The following is a 23,974-nucleotide window of genomic DNA, read 5'->3' as shown; positions in this document are numbered from 1 at the left end:
TCTGAACGCCAGTGTCGAAGGATTTATCCTCCGGGAGGATTGTCCCTTTAACGGTGTTTCCGGCCTGACGCGCTGGACGTGGTCTGGCGGGAAATGTGCCGTGATGACGACATTTGACGCGGTGAGGAAGAAGACGAAATCTTTGCACACCCGTGACGCGGCGGCGATGGAATGGGTGCTCGTAGCATTGAGCAGGGGATGACCCTGGACGGCCAGAATGGGCTGCTGGGCCAGTTCACTAAATGCTTCCCCGAGACCGCGCTGAACGAGGCAATGACCGAGCGCCTCGGCCATGAGCACGGAGTCTCGAACGCCACTAACGTCACCAACGCCATCCGACTGCGAAAGAGTCGGGGGTTTTAGCTTGAGGCCTCTGATCGAGTCGATGGTCCGGTGCGGGCCTGGTAATGCAGCACTTGTTGACGTCCGGAGCATCGGACCGAACGGTCGCCTCGTTCGACCCTGCCTACCGAGAGATGCGTTTCAGTGCAATGGGCTTTCCGTAGGGCATGTCGACGATCTCGACGACCACAAGTTGCCCCAGCGATAAGGAGTTTCCCACTTCGGATCCGCGCAGCAGGCCATCTGCCCCAGCGGGGAGCGAAACGAAGACACCGTAGTCGGCAAGCTTTTCCACTGTCCCCAAGTAGCGCTCAGTGCGAGAAAGCATGCTCGGCCACGTTTTTGAGATGGTGCCCGGCGGAGACAGAGGAGCTACGATCTCGGTCTGAGACTTCAGGATGGCTTGCTCTAGCGATTCTCGGGTCACTTTGAGAGTCTTACGTCGCCAGAATGACGTAGCGACCGGTAGCGCAAGGAAGCGCTCAAGTTCAGGAGCAAGCGCGTTCTTGGCATTGCGAGCTCGCTCTTGTTGCCGCTGGTTGGTTTGCTCCTGGAGTTTATTTGCGGCTTCTCTACGTTCTTGCTCGACGGCCTGCTTCTGCCGTCGCTCCTCCTGCTGCCTGGCCATCGCCTCTTGACGACGCTCAGCCTCCGCCCGGAGACGCTTCAGGTTCTCTTCGCGGACCGGCCGAATCTGATCATCAAAATTCGCTCGCGCTGCGGAAATCCGTGCACGATGGTCCTGCCCGTCCTGCTGATCCCGCTGAGCACCCTGGCGTTCTGCCCTGGCGTCCGCCTGCTCTGTGACCGCCGCGCCATGCTCTGCACGCAGTTTCTCAATGACACCTATCGTTGCGACCACCGCCATTTCTGACTCCACCCGCTTTTCGCGCTCTTCGGCCGCAGCCAGCCATTCACCAGCGGCGAATTCCCGCGCCTTCGCTTCCTCTATTCGGGCGCTCGCTGCCTCCTGTGCGGAGTTCCACAGTGGCTCGTCGATGGATATTGAGTTCGCCGTACGCGCCAAAGCATCGGTGTAATTCTGGACGACCCGCTCGACGTTGGGCATCAATCCGGCGTGTCTACGCACCTCCTCGCCGCACTCTTTCGCTGCCTGAGCGCGCTGCCGCACAGCCTTGGAGCGCTGAGTAGCAGCACTATACCGCTCTTTCAGCTCCTCCATTTGTTTGCTGCCGCGTAGTTCATCGCGCTTCCACTGCGCGTATCCGAGCAACTCTTGGGAGATGATGAGCGTCCCTAGGTCTTCGTCGCCAGCCGCCTCCGATTCAGCGACCGCGCGGCGAACTGCCTGGACTATCCGCTCCGGAGGGTTGACCATCCGCTGGCTTTGAGACAACCGCGACGGTCTGTGGAACGATCCAAACGAGGAGTCCGCACTCGAAGCCGGTACTGGCGAGTAGTCATTCAGGTCGGTTGAGGAGGTGGTGACCAATCTGCGTACTTCGTCTGCGGCTGAGTCGTAGCTTGATCTGTCCGACGAAGAGGGCATGAGGGCTACGGCGAACTGTCCAGGCAGAGATTGACGCAGTCTGGCTTGGAGGTAGATTCGCGTCTCTTCGAAGAACCAGTCTTCGAGTAGCCCGTACTCCGAGGAAGACGCTGGAGGGAAAAGGGCGTCCAACCGGTCAAGTTGAGTCTGATCGTCGGCCGAAGTCTCCGGGTTCGACTCAATTCCCTCTGCGAGAGACGCGCGCAGCTCCGCATATTTTGCTTCGTTTTCTGCCCTCATCGTCAAGAGCGCTCTGATCGAAGTGAAGTCAAACCCGGAATCGTCGGCATCCATCGTTACGGCGCCGATGAGGTCGGTACCTTGCTTGTGCCAACACGCCAACCGGAAGTCAGCCTCCGCCGCAAGACTGATTCCGGTGACCTCCGCCAGCGAAGTCAAGACCTGCAATCTCTGGATCACTTCAAGCCAAGTGAGCGCCTGTTCGTCCCCCTCGTGCGCCATGCGAATCTGTTCGGCGAAGGTGGCGGCATCGAGGCCAAGGCCGTGAAACTGAATCGGGCCGTCCGGGTCCAGGATGCCTTGAAGGTGCACGTACATGGAGGCAGTTGACTGACCCGAGTTGAGCACCTCCAACGCGGTCTCCATCCCGCCGGACCGTGCAAGAAACGTCGCGAGTCGAGGGTCGACACCTTCTTCGAGTTCCTTAGTAGCGGCACCCCAATGGGCTCGCATCTGCTCGGCCAGTTCGGCCGGCGTTCGGACGAGCACTGACGTCCAGGTCGGCCGATACCCCAGAACTGGTCGCACTCTAGGCTGGAGAGCACGGTCCAAAGCTTGGTTCTCGCTCGGTCCACCTGCGCCCATGAACCGAACCTCGAGGGATGGCTTTCCATTAAAGGCCAAGTTTCGAACCACGTTAGCTTCCACGACGATGCGCGGCTCGGCGGGATTGGAATCGTCGGAAAAAACTGTAAACGAAACAGCCTCGACAGGGCCATCTTCAGCAGGCACGCTTGACCCGTCTGAATCGTCCCCGCCGAGTGCGACCTGCACCAATGAATCGAGGTCATCGGGCACGCCGAGCAATTCCGACAGGATCCTCATCGGCCCGGCTTCGGATGATGCAAGCCGGCTTTGCGGGCTGGCGCCAAGGGCGGGTTGCAGCAATGAGCCGAGTTCGACGTTCCCGATAATCAGTCGCGACAGAAGTCCGGATGGCCCAAAGCCCGAGACCGCTAGGGGAGAGTACGCCGAGCCGCTCGACGCGTTACCGCTCGACCGAGGCGGACCGGCCGACGAGTTGAATGCCGAACCCCCGATTGATTGGCTCGCCCTGCCCATTGAGTAGTACTTGCCGTCATAGCTGCCGCCTGACTTCAGCGCAGCGATCTGCTTGCCCGTTGCGGGGCGCGACCAACGGTTAGAACTGGATCTGCGTGCCATGATCTGCCCTCTCTGAGTCCGCCGTATATCTGCGACGCATTCTATCGGTTGCGCGGCTAACTACTTTCGGGGGTGCAGGCGCGGCCGCCAATGAGAGTAGCCACGTTGCTTGGGCATCCTCGTGCTCTACGCCAACCGCGCTCGCAGCGCCCTTAGACCAGTCGCGCTCAGGTACGTCAACTGCGACAGGGGAGCAGGGCATTTGCGCCCTTCGCAAGAGCCAAAGCTTGGCGATATCAACGAGATTAACCGTGAAGGTATAGCGATGCCTGGGCATCGCGGCGACGCGCGACTTCGTCGACGATGAACTACACGAAGTCCTCATCACGAATCGGACCGCACGCCAACCGTACCCCGATGGGCGGACCAGCGACGAGCCTCGCACCGGGCGCGCAATCAGACTGGCAGCGGTCGTGTCGTGGGCATCCGGAGCCGGTCGCACTCGTCGTGCGCCGCGGATCGTCGCCGAGCTGATCTCTCGTGCGACTCCGACAAGCAGGAGAAGCACGAGTTCCAAAATTGAGCCGGTGGTGCTAGGGTCACGAACATCGTCATCATCCGACACAACCAAAGATGGTGACGCAAGGTCCTGGAGCATGCGGCAGGGATAGCGCGATTGCTGGCGCTGGAAACTACGGAGATCGACTGGGACAAACGACCAGCAGATGCTCACTACGTGATCCTGGCAGATCCGGAGGGGAACCAGTTTTGCGTCGTGGACACGGCCACCTGAGCAGGGCGATCTGTAGCTCGGTGCGGGGCAACGATGGAGAGGCGTGCTCAGGCCTCCGGGTTCTGGTCTGGCTCAGCCCTCTGGCAGGGCCGTGCTACTCACATTCTGGTGCGAGCGCGGCCCGAGTTAGGATTCCCTACCAACCGTTGTGGAGGCACTCATGACCCGTGAGCCGAAGCCGTTCGATGTCTACGAACCCGGGGTCCTGTTGCATGGGACGAAAGCCGACTTGGCGGTGGGCGACCTGTTAGTTCCCGGTCGCGACTCGAATTTCGAAGCCGGCAGGCGAATGAACTATGTCTATATGACGGCAACCCTGGACGCTGCAACCTGGGGTGCCGAATTGGCAGTCGGCGACGGTCGGGGACACATTTACATCGTCGAACCGAGAGGTGCCCTCGAGGATGACCCCAATGTGACGGATAAGAAGTTCCGCGGCAATCCGACTCACTCCTACCGCACCCCTGACCCGGTTGAGGTGGTCGGTGAACTCGTGGATTGGATTGGGCACTCGCCGGTTCAGGTGAAGTCGATGCGGGATGGACTCGCCGCCCTGACAAAGGAAGGCCGCGCCGTCATCGACGACTAAGACCGTCGAGAATGAATTTGGTGCGGATAGGTGGGCGCCGGTGCGGGGAAGTGCGCGGGTAGCATCCGCTTGTAATTGCCCCGCACGGTACTTTCAGCTTTAGATATCAGGTTCTACAGTGTTGTTAGGCAACCTCTATTACGCGGCGTGACCCGTTGCGATGGCGTGACTTTCAGTCCTTTCAGGTTCTTGTTGCCGAACATCTGAAAGGCCGCACCATGTTCGAGTTCATTCTGGCCGCCACGGCCCGCAGCTACTTCTTCTTGCGCCGGTTCATGCCGACCGCCATCGTGATCGACGCCATCAGTACGCGGCGTGGGCTGAAGTGGGGGGTGCCACCGATGCTGCTCGCCGTTCCGTATGCGATCGCTGCTGTCTATTGCCGAGCCCCGATTGAAGCCGGTGGTGCGGGCTGGCTGAACCTGCTCGTGTTGCTGTTTCTGTGGAACACACTCAAGTTTGTTTTGATCGGGCCCATCAGCCTGCTGAAGCTGATCGCAGTACGCGTTCGTGAAGACGTGGCGCGCCGTCGCATGACGCGGACGCTGCTCACTGACGGCGTTGAGCACTTCGACGAGCCAGTGCTCGTCTCGAGACTCGGCTGACGCCACGTCTGGGCCGGCGTACCTCCTGGTAGCGGCATGATTGGCTCACACACGTCCGCGCACAGGAGGCTTCACTATGACGATCCCGCAGGATCAGTTCGACGACCTGCTCAGCCGCACCGCCCTGGCTGCACTGTTCTACTATCCGGAGGTCGCTGTCGACGATGACGGCCACAACCTGCAGAATGACATCGCGTACTGCGTGGAGCCCGTCGCCGGGATCGGAGACGAGGATGCCGAGCGGCTCCGCGTCGTGGTCGGGCGTGTGATCACGAATCCGACGGTGCATCGCTCTGAGCTTCTCGCGCTGGTCATCGAGCTGGCCCCGCAGCCTGCCGAGTAGCCGCGATCATGAACGACCCATCTGAGGAAGGCGCCGTGCTGCATAAAGGGCTGGCGGAGCATCCGTCTCTTGATGAAGAGGCCGAGAAGCGGCGGCAGTATGTGGCGGCGAACCGTGACCGGATCCGCGAGATGAATCGTCGCTGGCGGTCGGAGCATCTCGACCGGGCCCGGGAGCTCAATCGTGACTCGATGCGTCGGGCTGCGGCTCGCCGGCATCGCGAAGCGGAGGTGCGGGCGCGGGGGAGGGAGTGGGCGAAACGCTGGCGAGAGGAGCACCTCGATCGCAAGCGTGAGTATCAGCAGCGGTGGGTGACGAAGAATCGCGAGAAGGTGCGCGAGTACTACAGCCGCTATTACGAGTCCCACCGCGACGAGGTGAACGCCCGGGCTGCGGCCAGGCGGGATGCGGACCCTGAGCGCACGAAGCAGATCACCCGGCAGTGGGCCGAGCGCAACAAGGAGCGCCGTGCCGAGTTGCAGCGCACCCGGCGCAGCGACCCGGAGGTTTACCAGTCCGAGCTGGAGGTCAACGCGGCGGCGAGACGGCTGAAGCGCATCCTGAGTCGGGCCGGCCTCCCCCCGAAGCGTATTCACGTTGCGACCGCGGCTGAGCGCCGGGCCGATGAGCGTGAAGCCGATGCGTATTTCAATGACCCATCGCGGCCCGAGCACTTGCGGCAGTTCACCGTGTTCGCCGAGTCGCTGACCGAGCACATGCTGAAGAATGACGCACGCATGCGCGAGTTCGCCGATGCCTATGTATCGTCCCGGGCGCGCATTGGTTTACCGCCGGTGTCGGTGGATGACGTCGTGTACGCCCGGGCCGTCGAGATCGTTGCAGAGAGGATGCGCCGGGTCGACCTGCTGACCGGCCGCGACGTCGCGGCGGCCGTTCGCGCCACGACGGCCATGATTCGGCGCGAAGAGCGGCAGCAGCAGTTCGAGCGACTCATAAGAACAGTCGTGACTCATGCGCACCGCAACAGTGCACGGTTTCGCGTCGACGCGGAGATGGATAACCAGGCTAGGACTCATCGGGTAAAGCCTCGTGTGCCCGTCGAGTCGCTGGTCGTGCAGCTTGCGATGCAGGAGGTCTTTGGGCGCGTGCCCACGAACAGGCTGACAATCGATGATGCTCGGAGCGTTGCCCGCGTCGCCAAGCAGCACGTTGCGATGTCTTTCCAAGCTCCTGCGGACGCGGTAGACGAACGGATTCACCGACCGTCCGCCGGGTAACTGGCTGTTGGCTTGCCACACCTGGATATGGGCAAATTTCGCCATCTCCCTAGTCGCCTGCCCAGATCGGTCAAGCGCGGTCGCGACCGTTGTGCGGAAGCGCAGGGATAGTCACAGCCGGTCAGCACACCAGGTGTGCAGCCCGAGACTCAGGCGTATGTTTAACAGGGGCCAAACATCGGGACTTGATGCGCGCACGTTTATTCAACGTTTATTGCGTCGAGACCAGCCGAGATGGGCCGAGGTAATGCGATAGAATTGCGGCAGATATCACAGGAAACTCCTGATCAGATCGATATCGGACGAGATTAGTCTAGATTTCGCAATAAGATTCGCTCGGCCAAAATGGGTCCGCCGCAATCCGATTGTCGTAGGTTCGATTCCTACCGGGGGCACCAAAAAAGTCGTCTGTCCAGGGTTTCTTGTCCTCACCGAAGGGGCAGGACTTGATTCACTCAATGTTCTGATTTGACACGGCCTTGGACTCTGGAGCTGCCCACTTGCGTCAGGCGGTAACGAGTTGTGATTACACGATTCTGTGTTTTTCAGGGACACCCACGCCCGGTTTCAGCGAGATAGGGTATCCATGAACAGCTCCAGGGCGCAGAGGATGACACTCACGATGACGAGCAGCCAGTTGGTGGCGACCAGAAATAGCCGGATGCCGATAGATATCCGTGGCGTGTCGGCCGCCGCGGAGCCGGGTGCCACGATGGGGTCATCCTGATAGGAGTGGTGGAACTGGGCCCACAGAGGCGGGGCGATGAGTAGAACGACCGCCGCAATGAAGACCGGTAGCGCGGGAACGCTGAGCACGATCCGGTCCGCTGACCACAGGGATATCAGCACAAAAACCAGCGTAGTGACAAGCCCAACTGCCGCCCCATCGATGAACGCTCTGACCTTCCCGTGCGAAACTATCCGCACGATGATGGTGGGAAGGAGTCGTGGCAAAAACGCAATAATCGTGAGCACTGCGATCGTAATCAGAACCACCCCGAGCCCGAATGTCACGTCTGTCTGATGCCTGAGCGGAACGACCGTCTCTATGAGAGCCATGAGCCCGAGCAGGCCGAGACCGCTGCGCAGGGTGGCACCCCGCACCTCTTTTGCGGCATCTGCGGTTGCCGGAAGGCTCAGCTCCGCGGCGTAGTAATGGGCGCTGCCGAAAGATTCTTCGGCCAGGGACCCGGAGTCGGCCAGGAACTCGCGTGCGGTCGCTACGGCGTCGCCGATCCGCGTGCCGTTGACGTCGAGCAGGCGCAGCTCGATGGTCAGGCCTTCCAACCACTTCTCGTTCTCGGTGTCGCGGTCGTGTGCGTCGCGAATGTTGCTGGCCGTCATGATTTGTCCGTCCCCATGGTTAGTGCGGTGCCGCTTGTGAGAGTGCTGTCGAGGTGAGCCAGGACCGTGTCCGTAAAATCGCGCCAGTTGGCGGTCTGGGTTGCCAACTCGTCGAGTCCGGTATTTGTCAGCGACAGGTATTTGCGCTCGGGACCGCCGGCGCCGACCCGCCACTCGACAGAGATCCAGCCGGCCGCGTCGTAGCGGGTCAGCAACGGATAGAGCGTGCCGCCCTTGATCGTGCCGAATCCCCTCTCCTCCAACTCCGCCGCGATGGCGTACCCGTAGGTCGGGCCGGCGGCGAGCGTGCGCAGCACGCACAAGCCGAGGGCCGCCCGCATCCAATCACTTGACCACTGTTTCGCGCCCATGACTTTTTCCTCCAAACGCTGCACGCATGACTATATAGTGTCACTAGTTAGTCAGACTGTCTACCCGTCACCCGCGAATTAGGGCCTGCCCCGCTGCGCCGCGCGGTCGGGTCGTCGTGGCCCCCGCTAACGGGGTCAGGGTCAGAGCGCTGGGGTCTAGTCTCGGTTGCAGTGCGGAGCGATGCGTGCACGTCCGTTTGATAATCCATGTTCGGGCGCCCTGAAGCGGCTCACCGAGGCCGGCTGCAAGGTACGTGAGACTATCGAGAATCTGCTCCCGTAATGCGCTTTCCTTTGCGGAACGTGATAAGAATTCCATAAAGGAAAGTCCGAAGTGGAAAGTGGAGTCACGATGCAAAACCAAGAACAAGTCCCCATCTCCGCAGGCGATGCATTGGTCTCCGCTCAAGCAGCAGAAGATGCCATGCGGCGGCGCGCCCGCTCGGTCAGGCCATCCATCGCGATCGTCGGACTGACCAGTGGCGCGGTTACTGCCGCCGTTTTGCTGCCCCAAGAGATGGCGTTCGTCGTTGCAGTCGTCGCGTTCACTGCCATAGTCGTTTCGGCCTGGCTCTTCGAGCGTGCTGGGGTTCGCCGCCTTCTTGCCCAGCCAGGTCAGCATCTTGCCGGGCGACTGATCCTTGTCGGCGTGATGGTGCTGGTCCCGATCGCAGGAATCCTTATCGGAACGTACACAGACTTCTTCTGGGCCGTCGTGGGGTTGGCGATCGCAGTGCCACTGGTGATGATTGCGGTTCCCTGGTGGTGGGAGCGAGATATTCATCGCACAGCAGTAGGAACCTAACGATGCGCGCGGTATTCGATGACGTGATCCATGCACCCAACAGGCTGCGCATAACGGCCGCGCTGTCGGCCGTCGAGAGCGCGGACTTTTCCATCATCCGTGATTTGCTCGGTGTCAGCGATTCCGTACTCAGCAAACACGTGAAGCCGCTGGGTGAAGCGGGCTATGTCAACATCACAAAGACCGTTATCGATTCCCACATGCGGACATCTCTCGCCCTCACCACGAAAGGTCGGGAGGCCTACCGGGCGCACATAGAAGCCTTGCGAGAAATCACCGCCAGTATGGGTGATGAGGACACGAGTAGTTTACAGGTCTCAGGACATCCGAGACCGTGATCCAGCGTCCCGAGAACTAAATCACCCCGGGCGTGGTGAGCCACAGGGCAGGATGCGACCCAAGCCAATTGTGAAAAGTTCAACGTGGCTCCCGCGATCCGTCTCAAGAGATCCATCCCACGTTCCATAAGAGGGACGTCCACCGGGCGCGTTGAAGCGGGATTCCTCAAATCGATTCGCTGAGCAAATTGCCCGTATGGGGATCCTTGAGCGGGCTACAGCGTTCCGGTAGCGGATACCTAAGGCTGCGGCTGAGAGGCAGCGTGTGAGTTGGTAGCGTGGGCATTATGACGCGCGTGTGGCTGACGAAATGGGAATGGGCCTGCTGCGGCGATGCTTTTGCCATCGGCGATGAGGTCGACTTCGGTATCGAGACGCGAACACCGAATGCGGCTCTCGCTGACATGCTCGGACCGGAACTTATCGCGACGGTGGCCGCGATGGAGTCGCACCATGAGGAGGAGTTCACCGATCGTGTGTGCGGCAGGGTCATCGCGGTACACGCGGTCACGCAGGACGTCATCGAGCGTCGGTCGCTACGTCGGCCCGGCCATGGCGCGCCCTCCGAATCGATCATGACGGCGGACGGCGACAAGTGGCCGATGGCCGACCGTAATTTCGCCAATGGTGCGTTCCTCGGAACTTCGCCCTCTCGATACATGATCGCGATCGAGCCAGTTGCGGATACAGCGAGGTTGGCCGCGGCTCAGGGAGTTCGGCTGCGCATCGATGAAGACGCCGAACCGCTCCCTACCGTCGGAGAGTTCGCTGTTCCACCGCCCGAGCAGCGCCGACGCTCACTGGAGGGCTGGCTCGTTGACGTCCAGGAGCACGCATAAAAGCGTCCGCGAGCGGAACGGCGGATTCAACTGGTCGTCGCAACGAGGGGCTTTTCTGGCTCTGACAGTAGTCGTTGCATGGCTTGAGCGGGTGTGATCCCGCCGAGTGTTTTGCGGGGTCGATTGTTGAGTTCGGTAGCGACTTCGAGCAGCTGCTCAGGCGAACGTACGGATAAGTCGGTGCTTTTGGGGAAATATTGGCGCAGCAGCCCGTTGGCGTTCTCGTTGGTGCCCCGCTGCCACGGCGAATGCGGATCACAGAAGTAGATAGCCATCTTTGTGGCCAGCGTGATCTGCCGGTGCTGGGCCAGCTCGGTTCCCTGATCCCACGTCAGAGTCTTAATCAAGTGCTCGGGGAGAGTCTTGATGGCGGCCAACAGTCCATCGCGAACCGTGATTGCGCCGTGGTCACCGGGGAGGTGGACCAGCATTGTGAACCGGGTCTGACGCTCCACCAACGTAGCGATCGCCGACCGGCAGTGTGACCCCAAGATCAGATCCCCTTCGCAATGCCCCGGGACGGCGCTGCTCTCAACCTTCGCCGGTCTCTCGTTGATCATGGTCATGCCCGGGATCTTGCCCGAGTTCTTCGCAGCAGGGCCCTCAACCGTTGTCTCGTTACGGACTGGCTGGTCCGGCAACGGGAACCCTGCGCGAGCGACCATTTGTACATTTGAGGATCCCTTGTACATCTGGTGAGTGGAATGTACGCTTGAAACATGTCAACCACGGTCCCCGTCAGCGTCTCTGATGCACGCGACCAGCTCGCATCGATCATCGACCGGGCTCGCACCGAGCACGAGCCGGTCTTCTTGTCTCGCCGCGGGCGGCGAGTTGCGGCTGTTATCGACGTCGACGATTTGGAGCGTCTCATTGAATTGGCCGATGACATGGCCGATATTCGTGCCGCTGAGGAATCCCGTGAAGAGATGCGTCGCACGAAAAACGAACCGACTCCTTGGGAACAGGTGAAAGCGGACCTCGGCCTCGCATGACTTACTCGGTGAAGATCGCACCGGCCGCTGAACGGCAACTGCGAAAGTTCGATCCGCAGGTTCGACGGAGAGTTCAAGCAGCGATCGACCTCTTGGCAGACGATCCGCGGCCTCCCAAGGCGATCCAACTCGTCGGAGGCTCTGGCGAATGGCGGGTGCGAACGGGGGACTACCGCATCATTTACGAGATTCACGATGACCTGTTGATCGTGCTCGTCCTCCGCCTTGGACATCGACGCGAGATATACGAATCCCGATAAGTGATCCCGCAACAGGAACGGCGGATTGAGAATGAATGCTTCGCCGAAGAGAGTGCACTGCGCGTCGGGAGATCCAGGATCGCGCGGCACAATACCCGTGGCAGCCCAGAGGCTTTCACGAAGCCACTGCGCGCCGCCGTAAACGCGGAAGTTGCCGACTCGGTCCGGGTCCTCGCGCATACACTCCAGCAGGATGATAGCCCGTCGAAGCGTGCTCATCTCGTGGGAGAAGGTGGTCCACTCCACCTGGTCGCTGCCGTACTCGAACGGGTCGAACGTCTCTTCTGGATCGTCGACGAATATCTCGAGCTCTTCGCTGGTGGCCCTCGATAGCAGCAGCGACGCATCTGCCAGCGTGAACACCGCTACGACCAAGGAGCGGTCGACGAATTCATCCGCAACATCGTCGATGAAACGCGCCACGGACAGCCCTGTCGCACCGAAGCCCTGAAGCACTCCAGCCACTTGCGCGACTGTCGTTGCTTCGGGCACCGCGAAGTGCGCTCGAGCGGTAGCCAGCAAGGAGACCACACGGTCTTCAGTCAAAAGGGTCCTTTTCAGCGCGAACGATGCGTAGGAAATCGAGACACTATCCAAGGTCTCATGCCCATATTTGATGCGTTCAAGATCAACGTTGCCTACAGCCGCCCCGCCAACGATGATCGCGCAGTTGCACGGCGAGGGGTTAGTTGCTCCGAGCTCGCGAGAAATGATCTCCTGATGCTTCTCCACCATAGATGGATCAGGGCTGCCGACTTGACGCCCAAGATCATGGCTATGAGCAAACGCACACCCAAAGCCCTCAGCATCCGATATGCCCCACGGGTCGTAACGAAGGAGTCGTCTGCCTCAGACTGTCGCACGCGCAAGAAATAATCGCACCGTCGAACCTGGTTGTGTCCTAGCCCTGTCTTGTCGCGCGATACGCCGTCGGCGTCCCGTAAGCCGGACGCCGACCGGGACACCCAAAAAGGCCAACAGTCGATCCCCGACAGTTGCTCCGTTTCGTAAGGGGAACCCCCTACGGGACGAGGGCCGCTTGAATCCGGTTGCTGCGCCTCACGTCTGTTTCGACTGAATGTCGTGGGCCCAGTCGATTATGAGTTGTAACCCGTCCGCGAAGACGGGCTCGTTCGGACGGTTGAGGAAAGCGTGGAAGGTCTCGGGAAGTACGTGGTAGCTCGATGCGATCCCGGCAGCTGAAAGCTCTCGGGCGAACTGACCGCCCGATGCGCGCATCGAGTCGCGGTCCGCGTCGATCATGAGCGTCGGAGGGTAGTCGTGCAGGGGGTGGCCCCCGGGAAATGCGTGCGCTTCCAACATTGCGCTCCGTGTGCCCGCGTAGTGGAGATTCGTCAGGTTGAGAAGGGTCGGCGTGTGGACAAAACGTCGTTTGCCACGAAGGCGACGGCGCAGAGTGCGCGCCCGTTTCGGGAGGGCGGCGTGGAACAGTCCGTAGGCGAAGAAGACGCCTGCGAGAGGTGCCGCCCCGTCGTCCGCCATGCGAAGCACTGCGCCGGCCGATAGACACGCTCCGGCGCTTGCACCGCCCAGAATCACCCCGTTGGGAGCCTCGCGCTGAACCGCCCGCACCACTGCAACGACATCGTCGACCGGGACCGGATAGTGGACCGCCGGGCTCCTGCCAAAACCACTCGAAGACCGTCGAAGCCTTGCGAGAGTCGCGAGCCGGTAGTCAACGGTAACGACCTGGAATCCCGCCGCGGCCAGCGATCGAGCGACGTCATGAGACTCGGGCTGGTCGAGGTTGCCCTTGAAGAATCCACCTCCATGAATCCACACGATTGGCGCGGATCCGAGTGGACTCATGCCAAGAGGCGGCGAATAGCGCCGAACGGGTATGGGGCCGTAAGGCCCTTGGATCACGCTGTCGATCGAGTTGACAGGCTTCATCCTCTGGTCGCGGGGCTTCACGTTCTCACCGCGTCGAGCCCGACATTTGCGGAGAACGTGTTCCGTTGCCCTTCTGCCAGTGCGGACGAGACGGCAGAACACTAGTGCAGCTTCGGGATGCTGCCAGCTCCGTGCAGACCCGACTCACACCAGCGCCGGCTGGCGATTCGCTGCCCTGCGGATACCGACAACGGCGAGGATGAGTAAAGCGACCCCGCTCACGGTGTAAAGGGTGGCGCCTGTGGGTACATGGACGCCACCCGACACGGCGAACGTGTCCGCGACGTCTATACCAAGCGAAAACGAGCCCAAGAAGTAGGCCGGGGCCCCGCCGGCAATCAGCAAAAGATGCCCCAGAATTACGGGAACGCGTCCGACGCGCCCAGTAAGTCCGAGGATGCTCAGGACCAGGGCCAGCACGAGGCCAACGGAACCCCACACAATCAAGCCAATCACGGAACCAACGACGTCCACTCCCGCGTCACCAAGTCCCGCAACGATCTGCTGATACCGGAGCCCCGGGACAGCGGCTTCTGGATCCCACACGGCAATCGTCAATACCATCACCGACGCATACACACCCACGATGACCGGCCCCACCCACATTGAAATACGATTCCCCATTCCTGCACTTTAGCGCGAGGCCGCACCACGCTATCGGGCACCTCTCTCCCTTCGGCCGCCGTGGCGCGGGGCGCTTGTAGGGGGGAACGCTATTCGGGCAATCTTCGGCTGGCGCTGATGCCGATTCTTGTTTGGAAGAATTGAGAGATGACTGTCACCCTTCGGCGAATCCTCACTAGCGAGTTTCCGTCGTGGTTGGACCGCAGCTGCATCGAATACGCCGGTTTGGTTACCCAGGGTGGATCGCACGAGGAGGCTCAACGCATAGCGGCCTCGAGTATGGCTCGTTCGTTCCCGGGTGGTGCTCCGAGCGAAGTGGCGCAGTACGAGACCAGCTTCCGGGTCTTTTACCTCCGTGGCCCCGCGGGCATCATTGTCGCGCTGGCCGAACAGATCGGCTGAGGCCAGCCCGTCGCGCGGAATGGAGCCTTCAAAGGCGACGTCGTGGTTCCAAGTAATAATCCGGGCTGCAGTCGGAGTGACTTGTCCAGAGGAGGCGCAGGCCCATCAGTCGGCGCCGATCAGATGAAAGAACCTCGCGCAGTTGCCTTGCAAGCGATGTCGGATCGGGATTAGCACGAAGGGCGGTCAAGATTGGCGACACCAAATCGTCGTACTCGTCGGGTGAAGGGTTCGGATCGTCGCCCCCGTACACACCGATCGGGTCCCAGTCGTGAAGCATTCGGTGTCGACGAGCGGAGCGGCCGCATGGCTGAGCAACGAGAAGGCGTCGCTTGCCGCCGGGCCGACTTGCGAGGCGACGATCGCCGACAGTTTCTGTTCCCATTTTGAGGCCCCTTACGGATTAGCCTATCGAGTCCATAAGAGCTCACCACGAGTCACGACCACTTCGATGAGACGATGCCGCGAACTTGTGCAGAACCGCAGGTCGGGACGGCAAGCGCTAGCGTCGTCGCCCCTTACGTGTGCCCGCAAGCCGAACGCTCATCGGGCACGTTCCGGGTCAGGCCTCGTCGAGAGAAGCCCGAGCAGTTGACCGCCGCGATGCTCGGCTACTCCTCTTTGGATTCGTCGTCGCGGTCGGCTAGAAGCAGGTCGAGGTGAAGCTCTTGTGTGCGCTTGTACGTCCGGAGCGCTTGTGTTGCAACGAGGATTAGTCGGCAGAGCAAAACCAGGAGCACCAGACCCAGGATCAATGCCACAATCGTCCCACCCATGACTGCGACACCATAAAAATTGTATGAATACATATTCCGAAGGTATCGGGTCACCGACCGGGCCGCTGCCGCCCATCAGCCGACTGCCGTTGCACTGCGGTGCCAAGAACGTCCTGTCAGCGACGGTGAAGGAGTAGGCCAAATACGACGGTGGAAAACCCTGCCACTGTTGTCTTGTTTATTGTGCCGCGTTCTGGGCTCGGACTGAAGGTAGGGATTCGATTCCGGTGTACTGGAGTCGATAGCTGGCGCCTTTCAGGGTGAGGACGTCGGCGTGGTGGACGATTCGGTCGATCATGGCTGCGGCCACGATTTGGTCTCCGAAGACGTCGCCCCAGCGAGCGAACGCGAGATTGCTGGTCAGGATCAGTGATGCGTGTTCGTAGCGACTGGAGACGAGTTGGAAGAACAAGTTCGCGGCGTCTTGTTCGAAAGGAATGTAGCCGACCTCGTCGACGACGATGAGCCCGTAACGGCGGAGCTTGACGAGTTCTAGGGCGAGCCGGCCCTGCTGGTGAGCTGTTTGCAGCCGAGCCACCCAATCGACGGCAGTCGCGAATAGCACCCGGTGGCCGGCGTGGGCGGCCTTGATGCCTAATCCGATCGCGAGATGCGTTTTCCCTGTGCCGGGCGGCCCGAGCAACACCACGTTCTTAGCTTCGGCTAAAAACGCTCCGGTGGCCAGGTGCGCAATCGTGTCACGGCGCAGTGACGGTTGGTGATCGAAGCTGAAATCTTCGATCGACTTGCGGGCCGGGAACCCGGCTGCGCGGATGCGGATCTCTGCCCCCGACGCTTCCCGCGCTGAGACCTCCCGGGAGAGAACCGCGGCGAGATATTCTTCATGGGACCACGACGCTTCTCTGGCTTGATCGGCCAACCGGGTCGCCGAGTCGCGAATGCGCGGTGCTTTCAACGCGCGGGCCAAGTATTCGATCTCACTGCCGGTCTGGTTCCCCATCACGCGACCTCCTCGTCGCTAACGTTCGTGGTGTCGAAGTCGACACCGAACGCGGTGTCGTAGTCCGCTAAATCCCGGTGAAGGTCCGACTCGGTCGTGGTGGCAGCTGCGGGGTGTTGGAATGCGTGCCGCAGGCGTGCTGCTTGGGTGACGTGAGTGGGGTCGGTGATGGTTTGCGCGGTGGACCAAACCCGCTGGTGACAGGCCACGATCTTGTCGTCGAGCTTCACGATGACCTGGGCGAGGTCGGCGGACACGTCGACCATCCGGCCGATGCCGGTCGGATCGACGGAGTAGTCGTTGCCGGCGACGCGGACGTAATAATCTCGCGGCAGCCGCACCCTCGAGGAGAATCCCACCACCGGAGCCACCGGCGGAAGCGGGAGCATCGCGGCGCGATCCTGGTCGATCAGATCCACGGGTTTGCACCCGAGGCTGCGAACGGTCCGGTGGTTGGCCTTCGACGACAACCAGTGAGCCAGTTGCCCGTTGAAGTCCTCCGGGGAGGAAAAGGTGCGTCCGGGCAGGAAGGATGTTTCCAGATACTGATTGGCTCGTTCCACGATGCCTTTCGATTCGGGATCGAAGGGTTTCAGCTGCACGATCTTGGTGGCCAGCATTCCCACGAAGGCGCTGACTCCAGCAACGAAATGGTTACCGCGGCCGATGCCCGCTTCGTTGTCCCAAATCAGCCGTCGCGGGACCGCGAGGAGTTGGGTGCGAAGCAGATGCCACATTCCCGCTAACAGATCTGGTGTTGTCCGAGACGGCAACATCACGGCACAGATGGTGCGGGAGAACCCGGCCACCATCACCAGCACCGGCGGGGAACCGACCTGGTCAGCACCGAGGGGAATCTTCACCGGCGGGAACCACAGATCACATTGCGTTTGGTCCCCGGCGCGGTAGTGCAGCCGGTCGGCGGGATCGGCGGGCGCATACTCTGGCCGCAGTCGGGCAACCGTCTCGCGCAGCCAGGTAATAGACCCCGTCCATTTCACCCGTTCGGCTACCACTGTCGCGGGCATCTTGGGATACTCGGCGAGCAGTTGCCGCAATCGCGGCTCCAGATCTCGCATCCCCGACGGCCGGCCGGGCCGCTCGTATTTCGGAGGTCTATCTGACGCGATCGCTCGGGCGACCGTGTCGCGCGCGATGCCGAGCTGCCGCGCTATCTCACGTTGCGATACGCCCTCGCTCAAGTGAAGGCGACGAACCAAAGCCCAATCTTCCACTGTGATCACCCATCTATCGTGCTTGGGTGGCCCAGTTTTAAACCGTCGATTCTGGACTAGATTTCAACCGTCGCTGACACGTCCACGCAGTCCCGCAAATCGGACCTCTACCGGTCACGCGCATTCCTCAGCGGGACATGACCCCGGAAGGCTCAGGCCTTACGAGCCGCCACAGAGAACATCAGCGGCACCCTCTCGCGACCCGAGGCCAAAGCAAATCCGGCCGGCGTCTCTACGAGTGGGGGCAACGGCTTCCAGGGCATAGCGGCCCGTCCACCCTCGCAGGCCGTCGAGGTGCGAGTGTGGTCGACCACGTGCTGCCCGAGGATGTTCCTTGGCCGTCCCCAGCCTGATCAATCCGTGCAACGTTCGGCTCGCGGCCTCCAGCGTCGTTCGGTCAAGGCCCCGACGGCTTGGAGGCTCAGCGCGTGACCGCGCCGTGCCTCCACGCCGTCAGCTCGCCCGGACGCGCCCTCCGGGGTCAGGCGGCCATCGCCCCGTAACGCTTGTGGCCATTGACGTCGTAGCGATCGAGCATCATGACCTTCGACCAGACGCGGATGAATGCGCGGACGAACCGCTCTTGCCCGTCGCTGCCCGCGTAGGCATCGGCGATCGACCGCAGCTGCGCGTTCGAGCCGAATACCAGGTCATTCCGGGAGGCCCTCCAGCGAGCCTCGCCGGTCGCCGGAACCCGACCAGTGAAGGTCATCGCGGTCTCGTCGTCCTTCGTCCAGATGAGGTCGGTGTCGGTCAGATTCACGAGGAAGTCGGTCGTCAGGGCTCCGACGTGATCCGTGAGCACACCCACGTCGGACCCGTCCCAGTTGCTGCCGAGCACGCGGAGCCCGGCGTGCAGGACGGTCCACTCCGGTGCGGTGAGAGTGAACAGGTTCGCCTTGTCGAGGAATGCCGCCTCGGGCGCGACGCCCGGAGCAAACTCTTCGAAGCGCTCGGACACGAAGTTGCGGAACCCGTCCGCAATGGGTCGCAGCCACTCGAACATCTCGATGTCGGTCAACTCCTGCGTCGTGTCGACACGGCCTGGCGTAAACGGCACGCTGGCGTCAGATCCTGCCGCCCGTGCCGCCTGCTCCACGGCAGCGCTGCCGGCGAGGACGATGAGGTCGGCGAGAGACACCTCCCGTCCGCCCGACGTCGCCGTGAAAGCCGCCTGCACGTTCCGCAGCGCGTCGATGACTGGGACGGTGCGCCGGTTGACCGCCCAGTCTTTCTGCGGCGACAAGGCCAGGCGGGCACCGTTCGCCCCTCCGCGCTTGTCGCTGTCGCGGTAGGTCGAGGCGGCGGAGAACGCCGTGTAAACGAGGTCGGACACGGACAGCCCGGTCGCGAGGACGGCTTCCTTGAGCGCTGCCACGTCGGCCTCGTCGAGTGAGTATCCTGCTGCGTCCGGGAGCGGGTCCTGCCAGAGCAGGTCGTCGGCGATGGTGACCTCCGGGCCGAGGTACCGGTGCTTCGGCCCCATGTCGCGGTGCGTGAGCTTGTACCAGGCCTTCGAGAACGCGAGGGTGAACAGATCAAAGTCGGCCAAGAAACGCTCGCATATGGCCCGATACTCCGGGTCGACCTTGAGTGCGATGTCCGAGGTCATCATCATGAGCGGGTTCATCTGACCGGGTACGTGGGCGTCCGGAGTCTTCGGCGCCTCCGAGTCAGTCGGTGTCCACTGCAGCGCACCGGCCGGGCTTTTCGTCTGCTCGTAGTCGTACGCGAACAGGTTCTCGAGGTAGGTGTTGTCCCACTGTGTCGGGTTCGGAGTCCAGCTGCCCTCGATGCCGTTGGTCGAAGTGTGCTCAGCACTGCCGGTACCCACCGGGTTGTGCCAACCGAGCCCCATCGACTCGATCGGGGCTTTCTCGGGTGATGGTCCGATGTCGGATGCGGGTACCTGGCCGTGGCTCTTACCGAACGCGTGGCCACCGGCGATCAATGCCACCGTTTCCTCGTCGTTCATCGCCATCCGCGTGAACGTGATGCGAATGTCGCGTGCTGAGCCCAGCGGGTCGCCGTTCGAATAGGGCCCCTCAGGGTTGACGTAGATGAGCGCCTGGTGCGACGCGGCCAGGGGGCTCTGCAAGTCGTAGCCGGCGTCGCCGTTCTGACCATGCCAGCGTTCGTCGCGGCTCACCATCTCGTCAGGGCTCGCGACCGCGTGCGGGTTCCAGACCTCCGGGCCCCACCAGGTGCCGTCGTCCGGTTCCCACGCATCGAGTCGTCCACCACCGAAGCCGTACGTCGGAAGGCCCATCAACTCGAGGGAGCAGTTGCCGGTCAAGACCATCAGGTCGGCCCACGACAGAGCGTTGCCGTACTGGTGCTTGATCGGTTGTAGGAGTCGTCGTGATTTGTCGGTGTTGCCGTTGTCCCACCAGCTTCCGATTGGTGCGAACCGCTGCATCGCGGTGCCCGCTCCGCCACGGCCGTCGGCAATTCGGTACGTGCCGGCGGCATGCCACGCCATTCGGATCATCTGTGGACCGTAGTTGCCGTAATCCGCCGGCCACCAGTCGACCGATGTGGTGAGCAGTCGCTTGATGTCCGACTTGAGCGTCATGAGGTCGATCGTGGCGAAAGCCGCCGCGTAGTCGAAGTCCGCGCCGAGCGGGTCGGCGTCTACGCCGTTCCGGTGGAGAAGCTCAACCCGGAGACGCTGCGGGTACCAACTGTCCAGGGTCGGCGACTGACCGAAGGTGCCACCGAGGTGGTCGCCACCTGCTGGCAGCGCACCGCTCATGTGGAAACTGCATGTGTTGGTCTGGTCGTCAGTGCCCATTGATGCTCCCTGTGTGCTTTAGCTGGATGAGAAACGGTGTCGTCGGGGTCACAATTTAACGATTAGCCGCCGCATCGCAGCGGTGTCAATCTGTGGTGCAGCGATGCTTCGACGCTGCTGTGAGGCGGTGCGTCGCGGGCTGCCGACGTGACGGGAAGCCCGATAGAGAGATCGTATTCCCGCAAGGTGCGCGTGGCCTGCCAAGAAAGTGACTGACTTCTAGACGGCGGTGGTGCGGTGGCCGAGCGCACGACGGCCAAACCAAATAAAGCCCTGCGCCGATTGCTGCGGTGCGGGCGGTGCGAAGCCCGGTGAAACCGACGCCGGAGGACGGGGGCTGTCGAGAGCTTGATTTCCGCGAATCGTGTTCCGCTCGCGGTGACCTGGGAGCACCCCCGCCAGAGGCTCCTAGTGGGGAACCCTGAGCGGGAACATTTGACTTGCTCGTGAAGAAAGCAACCAATAGACTTGCCCCCATGGAAAACAACTTGTCATCCGGCCGATCTAATCAGCAAAGTGACGCCGCGGTTCTCTTGGGTGACCTTGAGTCTGACCGCGCGGGCCTTATCGAGCGCCTCAAGGAGCCGAAGTGGTTCGCCCCTGCATTCGGCGCGTTAGCAGCGGTCTTCATCTCGACACCGGTGCTGCCAGAGACGTTCAACCGTGGGTTTGTACTTACATCTATCGTTATGACTGGCGTCCTGCTGGTTCTCGGCTACCAGTGGGTGACAGGCATCAAGCTCCTCCGCTTCCGGGTACTCGAAGGTGTGCTATTCGGAATCGCCATATTGACCACACTGTTCTTTTTCAGCGTCTCGCTCGGACTTGCCGCCAGCGGGCTCCCCTTGTGGATCGTCGCCTCCGCGATCGCCGGGTTCCTGGCCGCGACAGGTCTAGCCTTACTCGGTGCCTCGGCTATGCGGGAGCGTGTACGCGATGTCGCCTGAAGGCTCTTTCAACGAACTCGTTCATGAACCGATACGACTGCGCATCTGCGGTCTGCTGCGCGCCGTCGATGAACTCGACTTCGCCGTACTCAGAGACACCCTTGGCATCAGCGATGCCGCTCTGTCGAAGCACCTCAAGGTACTTGCGACGGCGGGTTTCGTGACTTCGAAAAAGATCGCCTCGGAGGCACGGGCCGACGCGCGACGACTGACATGGCTTCGACTCACGGACGTTGGCAGGGGTGTCTTCGACGACCACATCCGGGCGCTGAGGAAGATTGCGGCTGGCGCCGACGCCTCCGCCTAACAGGGCCGCTCGGATCGTGCTGACCAAGGTCGCGTCCCACTGATGCGCCATTTAGCGAACACAGAACGCCTCCCAAAACGGCACCAAAAGCCACCCCTATAGATGTGGCTGGAGAGTGGAGGTGTACTTTCGCCGCAGAATGGTGGCATCGCTGCCCGCAAGTGGGACGGCCAGGACAGAATCGGGGCCGATTCACCGGGCGACCACGCGTGCCGATGCTGTGTCACTTGGGAACCTTGCCGGGACACATTTTTATCAGCTCGAGACCGTGGGATCCAGGAACGGCGGGCGCTTGCCCAGCTTCACTCCTGGCGGCAGGATGGATGCTAGCGGAGGACGTTTTACCGCCGAGGTTGGCAACGGATTGGTTGGCGTGTCACGCCGCCACGGTGGCACGAGGTTCAGGTTGCCGGCGGAGCGCGCTGATACTGAACCAGGCTGCGAGGACGACCGCCAGTCCTGCAGGGATCAAGGCCCAAACAATGAGTTCGGTGGCTCTGGTCCCTGTGAGTAACAGGCTACTTCCAGCAGCAGCGCCGACGGCGGAACCGAGATACATTGCCGCCATCTGGAACGCGATGATTGGCATCGCCTGCTCGGGTCGATCCCCGACGAGGGCTTGCTGCACGGTAGGCACGCTTGCCCAGCCTGCCGCGCCCCACAATGCTGCTGCGATTAGCCAGACTGCGGGGGAATCGGACACCCACATCGCAACGAAACTGGTCAGGAGGACTCCCGGCAGCACGATCAACAGGACTCGTGGCCCATAAGTGTCCAGTGGTCTGCCAATCAGTGCAGAGCCAGTGACGCCTCCAATGCCCCAGGCCCACACGAGTGCGAAGCCCCACCCTTCGAGGCCCTGGGTTTCTGCCATCGGCAGCACATACGTGTACAAGCCCAGGCTGGCAACGCCGAGTAGGAATGCGATCAACACCCCAACGCAAGTTCTCGCGGACCGGAACACTCCAATTGCCGGGCCTATCGATTTCGGCAACGAGGGCAACGTTCGAGCGCGGGCAGCGAGTGCGAGCATACCGAGCACACCAACGACGACGACCAGCCCCATCGTCCATCGCCAATTCAAAAGATCGCCGATGAGCATCCCGACCGGCACGCCGATAACAGTCCCGGCAGACAGACCGAACGTCACCATCGCCGTGGCCCGGCCCCGCTCGGGCTTGGTGACCATCGCGGCCGCGGTTACCATCGCCACCGCAGTGAGTACGCCCGCGCCGGCACCCGCAATCAGCCTGGAAGCGAGGAAGACCTCGATTCCAGGCGCGACCACAGTGATGAGGTTACCGAGGTTGAAAACGCCCAGCGCAATGAGCAGTGCACGTGCGGTGTGTCCGCGGCTGAGTCTCCCCGACATCATGGGGCCAGCCAGCGCATATGCGCCGGTGAATGCGGTCACCCCGAGCCCGACAGCGGCCACCGTCGTGGTCAGCGAGTCCGCGATCGAAGGCAGCACCCCGGCAAGCACATAGGCATCAATCCCCAGAGCAATGGCGGCGGCCACCAATGGCCATACCTTGCGAATCATGCCTCGGCCATCCCTGGATTTGATTCCTGGTAACCGTGAAGCACGGTGTCGAGAAGTCCTGGGAAGCGAGTTTCGAGGTCGTCGCGACGCAGCTGGATCATGCATTGACGACCCTCTGCGCGGACGAACACGACACCGGATTCGCGCAGCAGGCTTGTATGGTGTGTCAGCGTTGACCTCGGAAGGTCCGGCCCAAGCTCGACACTGTCAACTTCACCCCGCTCCGAGAGCAGCTGCACCATCGACAAACGCAGGGGCTCACTCAACGCGAACATCACTCTCGGGATCGCGATGTCCCCAGTCTCTGGATGCTTGTACACGCGTGCTGCTGCCATCTGGCCCACCTCATATCGTTCGACTATTCTCGCACAAGCATAGTGCGAGAATAGTCGAACGATAAATCGTGGGTCGCCGCAAAACGGGCCAGCGTGTATCAATGGCTTGATGGCTGCGTGATCACGGCGACAAATGTCACCCAGCATCTGTGACGGAAACTAGAAAGAGCGCTACCCTCCAGAACAGTTGCACTGGCCAAACTGTGGTGCTTCATTTCGCCATCTCCAAGCCGCCCCGCAAGCCGGACGCCGAGGGGGACACTCAAACGGTCGATCGGCGACTTTCATCCGTTCCGTTTGGGGAACCCCCTGCGGGACGCAGTAGCGTCAGACAGTAGCGGGCTGTTCCATCCTGCGTATGACGGTAAGTTCGGGGTCGCTCGGGCTTCGGCCAAGGAGGTCGCCGAGGTCAGTGGTCGT

General features: G+C 61.7%; 23 protein-coding genes and 1 pseudogene. 12 read left to right on the top strand and 12 right to left on the bottom strand.

All coding sequences use genetic code 11. From position 1 onward, the window contains the following. Positions 1-198: 198 nt before the first annotated feature. A complete protein-coding gene (locus tag BMW72_RS18680; protein ID WP_166787791.1) occupies positions 199-363 on the top strand; it encodes a hypothetical protein in 165 nt (54 codons plus the stop codon). A gap of 103 nt (positions 364-466) precedes the next feature. Here BMW72_RS18680 and BMW72_RS07075 read toward each other — a convergent pair whose 3' ends face one another. Next, positions 467-3,256 (bottom strand): hypothetical protein, encoded by a 2,790-nt coding sequence (locus BMW72_RS07075; protein ID WP_134360383.1) that lies wholly within the window; start codon positions 3,254-3,256, stop codon positions 467-469. Positions 3,257-3,845: 589 nt separating this feature from the next. Here BMW72_RS07075 and BMW72_RS07070 point away from each other — a divergent pair. From BMW72_RS07070 to BMW72_RS07050, 5 genes are all read left to right on the top strand, one after another. Continuing rightward, the gene (locus BMW72_RS07070; RefSeq protein ID WP_166787795.1) at positions 3,846-3,989 is read left to right on the top strand and encodes a VOC family protein; all 144 of its coding nucleotides are present in this window, start codon (positions 3,846-3,848) and stop codon (positions 3,987-3,989) included. 160 nt (positions 3,990-4,149) lie between these two features. Further along, positions 4,150-4,578: an NAD(+)--rifampin ADP-ribosyltransferase gene (arr, locus tag BMW72_RS07065; protein WP_092108726.1), complete on the top strand. Its 429-nt coding sequence runs from the start codon at positions 4,150-4,152 to the stop codon at positions 4,576-4,578. Positions 4,579-4,796: 218 nt separating this feature from the next. After that, complete coding sequence (locus tag BMW72_RS07060; RefSeq protein ID WP_174721696.1) at positions 4,797-5,183, top strand: sulfate permease; 387 nt, start codon at positions 4,797-4,799, stop codon at positions 5,181-5,183. A 76-nt stretch (positions 5,184-5,259) separates the two neighbouring features. Further along, a complete protein-coding gene (locus tag BMW72_RS07055) occupies positions 5,260-5,526 on the top strand; it encodes a hypothetical protein (RefSeq protein WP_092108724.1) in 267 nt (88 codons plus the stop codon). Positions 5,527-5,534: 8 nt separating this feature from the next. Continuing rightward, positions 5,535-6,764, top strand: a complete 1,230-nt coding sequence (locus BMW72_RS07050; RefSeq protein WP_092108722.1) for a hypothetical protein — start codon at positions 5,535-5,537, stop codon at positions 6,762-6,764. Between the two features lie 567 nt (positions 6,765-7,331). Here BMW72_RS07050 and BMW72_RS07045 read toward each other — a convergent pair. Together BMW72_RS07045 and BMW72_RS07040 are read right to left on the bottom strand one after the other, a co-directional pair. Then, positions 7,332-8,108, bottom strand: a complete 777-nt coding sequence (locus tag BMW72_RS07045) for a hypothetical protein (RefSeq protein ID WP_092108720.1) — start codon at positions 8,106-8,108, stop codon at positions 7,332-7,334. Continuing rightward, on the bottom strand, positions 8,105-8,479 hold the full coding sequence (locus BMW72_RS07040; protein WP_092108717.1) for a PadR family transcriptional regulator: 375 nt from the start codon (positions 8,477-8,479) through the stop codon (positions 8,105-8,107). Before BMW72_RS07040 ends, BMW72_RS07045 begins: the two co-directional genes overlap by 4 nt. A 352-nt stretch (positions 8,480-8,831) precedes the next feature. Between BMW72_RS07040 and BMW72_RS07035 the strand changes: the two genes are divergently transcribed. The 3 genes from BMW72_RS07035 (at position 8,832) to BMW72_RS07025 (ending at position 10,461) form a co-directional block, all read left to right on the top strand. Then, positions 8,832-9,284: a hypothetical protein gene (locus tag BMW72_RS07035; protein ID WP_092108714.1), complete on the top strand. Its 453-nt coding sequence runs from the start codon at positions 8,832-8,834 to the stop codon at positions 9,282-9,284. A gap of 2 nt (positions 9,285-9,286) precedes the next feature. Further along, a complete protein-coding gene (locus BMW72_RS07030; RefSeq protein WP_092108711.1) occupies positions 9,287-9,622 on the top strand; it encodes a transcriptional regulator in 336 nt (111 codons plus the stop codon). Between the two features lie 287 nt (positions 9,623-9,909). Continuing rightward, positions 9,910-10,461 (top strand): DUF6578 domain-containing protein, encoded by a 552-nt coding sequence (locus BMW72_RS07025; RefSeq protein WP_092108709.1) that lies wholly within the window; start codon positions 9,910-9,912, stop codon positions 10,459-10,461. A gap of 26 nt (positions 10,462-10,487) precedes the next feature. On the opposite strand, the pseudogene BMW72_RS07020 reads toward BMW72_RS07025, so the two are convergent. The 4 genes and pseudogenes from BMW72_RS07020 to BMW72_RS06990 all read right to left on the bottom strand — a co-directional run. Next, positions 10,488-11,027, bottom strand: a pseudogene (locus tag BMW72_RS07020) (IS30 family transposase); the annotation flags it as partial. Next, entirely contained in the window at positions 11,024-12,451 is a 1,428-nt protein-coding gene (locus BMW72_RS19680) for a hypothetical protein (protein WP_422386319.1), read from the bottom strand. The pseudogene BMW72_RS07020 and the gene BMW72_RS19680, both read right to left, overlap by 4 nt. Positions 12,452-12,775: 324 nt before the next feature. Next, positions 12,776-13,651: an alpha/beta hydrolase gene (locus tag BMW72_RS06995; protein ID WP_198416358.1), complete on the bottom strand. Its 876-nt coding sequence runs from the start codon at positions 13,649-13,651 to the stop codon at positions 12,776-12,778. Positions 13,652-13,774: 123 nt separating this feature from the next. Then, positions 13,775-14,254 carry a hypothetical protein gene (locus BMW72_RS06990; protein ID WP_134360379.1) on the bottom strand — a complete coding sequence of 160 codons (480 nt, stop codon included), beginning with the start codon at positions 14,252-14,254 and terminating at the stop codon, positions 13,775-13,777. Positions 14,255-14,401: 147 nt separating this feature from the next. Between BMW72_RS06990 and BMW72_RS18965 the strand changes: the two genes are divergently transcribed. Beyond that, positions 14,402-14,656, top strand: a complete 255-nt coding sequence (locus tag BMW72_RS18965) for a VOC family protein (protein WP_092108695.1) — start codon at positions 14,402-14,404, stop codon at positions 14,654-14,656. 954 nt (positions 14,657-15,610) lie between these two features. Here BMW72_RS18965 and istB read toward each other — a convergent pair. From istB to katG, 3 genes are all read right to left on the bottom strand, one after another. Then, on the bottom strand, positions 15,611-16,393 hold the full coding sequence (gene istB, locus BMW72_RS06980) for an IS21-like element helper ATPase IstB (protein WP_092108693.1): 783 nt from the start codon (positions 16,391-16,393) through the stop codon (positions 15,611-15,613). Then, the gene (istA, locus tag BMW72_RS06975) at positions 16,393-17,637 is read right to left on the bottom strand and encodes an IS21 family transposase (RefSeq protein WP_092108691.1); all 1,245 of its coding nucleotides are present in this window, start codon (positions 17,635-17,637) and stop codon (positions 16,393-16,395) included. Before istA ends, istB begins: the two co-directional genes overlap by 1 nt. Before the next feature lie 472 nt (positions 17,638-18,109). Next, the gene (gene katG / locus BMW72_RS06970; protein ID WP_208598214.1) at positions 18,110-20,383 is read right to left on the bottom strand and encodes a catalase/peroxidase HPI; all 2,274 of its coding nucleotides are present in this window, start codon (positions 20,381-20,383) and stop codon (positions 18,110-18,112) included. 515 nt (positions 20,384-20,898) lie between these two features. Here katG and BMW72_RS06965 point away from each other — a divergent pair. Continuing rightward, on the top strand, positions 20,899-21,369 hold the full coding sequence (locus BMW72_RS06965) for a hypothetical protein (RefSeq protein WP_092108687.1): 471 nt from the start codon (positions 20,899-20,901) through the stop codon (positions 21,367-21,369). Further along, positions 21,359-21,676 (top strand): transcriptional regulator, encoded by a 318-nt coding sequence (locus BMW72_RS06960; protein WP_092108685.1) that lies wholly within the window; start codon positions 21,359-21,361, stop codon positions 21,674-21,676. Before BMW72_RS06965 ends, BMW72_RS06960 begins: the two co-directional genes overlap by 11 nt. Positions 21,677-22,052: 376 nt before the next feature. Here BMW72_RS06960 and BMW72_RS06955 read toward each other — a convergent pair whose 3' ends face one another. Both BMW72_RS06955 and BMW72_RS06950 read right to left on the bottom strand, forming a co-directional pair. Further along, positions 22,053-23,219 (bottom strand): MFS transporter, encoded by a 1,167-nt coding sequence (locus BMW72_RS06955; RefSeq protein ID WP_092108683.1) that lies wholly within the window; start codon positions 23,217-23,219, stop codon positions 22,053-22,055. Then, complete coding sequence (locus tag BMW72_RS06950; RefSeq protein WP_166787792.1) at positions 23,216-23,554, bottom strand: ArsR/SmtB family transcription factor; 339 nt, start codon at positions 23,552-23,554, stop codon at positions 23,216-23,218. The genes BMW72_RS06955 and BMW72_RS06950 overlap by 4 nt, the downstream gene beginning before the upstream one ends. Positions 23,555-23,974 lie beyond the last annotated feature (420 nt).

Origin of the sequence: Cryobacterium luteum, from assembly GCF_900110125.1 — a bacterium.
GTDB lineage: Bacteria > Actinomycetota > Actinomycetes > Actinomycetales > Microbacteriaceae > Cryobacterium > Cryobacterium luteum.
The sequence above is the reverse complement of the archived record's forward strand: the minus strand, read 5'-3'. Positions and strand labels throughout refer to the sequence as shown.

What these genes read in the sequence shown, in the direction of transcription:
- BMW72_RS18680 (WP_166787791.1), top strand. Translation starts at nt 199, where the DNA reads ATGACCCTGGACGGCCAGAATGGGCTGCTGGGCCAGTTCACTAAATGC.
- BMW72_RS07075 (WP_134360383.1), bottom strand. Translation starts at nt 3,256, where the DNA reads ATGGCACGCAGATCCAGTTCTAACCGTTGGTCGCGCCCCGCAACGGGC.
- arr (WP_092108726.1), top strand. Translation starts at nt 4,150, where the DNA reads ATGACCCGTGAGCCGAAGCCGTTCGATGTCTACGAACCCGGGGTCCTG.
- BMW72_RS07060 (WP_174721696.1), top strand. Translation starts at nt 4,797, where the DNA reads ATGTTCGAGTTCATTCTGGCCGCCACGGCCCGCAGCTACTTCTTCTTG.
- BMW72_RS07055 (WP_092108724.1), top strand. Translation starts at nt 5,260, where the DNA reads ATGACGATCCCGCAGGATCAGTTCGACGACCTGCTCAGCCGCACCGCC.
- BMW72_RS07050 (WP_092108722.1), top strand. Translation starts at nt 5,535, where the DNA reads ATGAACGACCCATCTGAGGAAGGCGCCGTGCTGCATAAAGGGCTGGCG.
- BMW72_RS07045 (WP_092108720.1), bottom strand. Translation starts at nt 8,108, where the DNA reads ATGACGGCCAGCAACATTCGCGACGCACACGACCGCGACACCGAGAAC.
- BMW72_RS07040 (WP_092108717.1), bottom strand. Translation starts at nt 8,479, where the DNA reads ATGGGCGCGAAACAGTGGTCAAGTGATTGGATGCGGGCGGCCCTCGGC.
- BMW72_RS07035 (WP_092108714.1), top strand. Translation starts at nt 8,832, where the DNA reads ATGCAAAACCAAGAACAAGTCCCCATCTCCGCAGGCGATGCATTGGTC.
- BMW72_RS07030 (WP_092108711.1), top strand. Translation starts at nt 9,287, where the DNA reads ATGCGCGCGGTATTCGATGACGTGATCCATGCACCCAACAGGCTGCGC.
- BMW72_RS07025 (WP_092108709.1), top strand. Translation starts at nt 9,910, where the DNA reads ATGACGCGCGTGTGGCTGACGAAATGGGAATGGGCCTGCTGCGGCGAT.
- BMW72_RS19680 (WP_422386319.1), bottom strand. Translation starts at nt 12,451, where the DNA reads ATGGTGGAGAAGCATCAGGAGATCATTTCTCGCGAGCTCGGAGCAACT.
- BMW72_RS06990 (WP_134360379.1), bottom strand. Translation starts at nt 14,254, where the DNA reads ATGGGGAATCGTATTTCAATGTGGGTGGGGCCGGTCATCGTGGGTGTG.
- BMW72_RS18965 (WP_092108695.1), top strand. Translation starts at nt 14,402, where the DNA reads ATGACTGTCACCCTTCGGCGAATCCTCACTAGCGAGTTTCCGTCGTGG.
- istB (WP_092108693.1), bottom strand. Translation starts at nt 16,393, where the DNA reads ATGGGGAACCAGACCGGCAGTGAGATCGAATACTTGGCCCGCGCGTTG.
- katG (WP_208598214.1), bottom strand. Translation starts at nt 20,383, where the DNA reads ATGAGCGGTGCGCTGCCAGCAGGTGGCGACCACCTCGGTGGCACCTTC.
- BMW72_RS06965 (WP_092108687.1), top strand. Translation starts at nt 20,899, where the DNA reads ATGGAAAACAACTTGTCATCCGGCCGATCTAATCAGCAAAGTGACGCC.
- BMW72_RS06960 (WP_092108685.1), top strand. Translation starts at nt 21,359, where the DNA reads ATGTCGCCTGAAGGCTCTTTCAACGAACTCGTTCATGAACCGATACGA.
- BMW72_RS06955 (WP_092108683.1), bottom strand. Translation starts at nt 23,219, where the DNA reads ATGATTCGCAAGGTATGGCCATTGGTGGCCGCCGCCATTGCTCTGGGG.
- BMW72_RS06950 (WP_166787792.1), bottom strand. Translation starts at nt 23,554, where the DNA reads ATGGCAGCAGCACGCGTGTACAAGCATCCAGAGACTGGGGACATCGCG.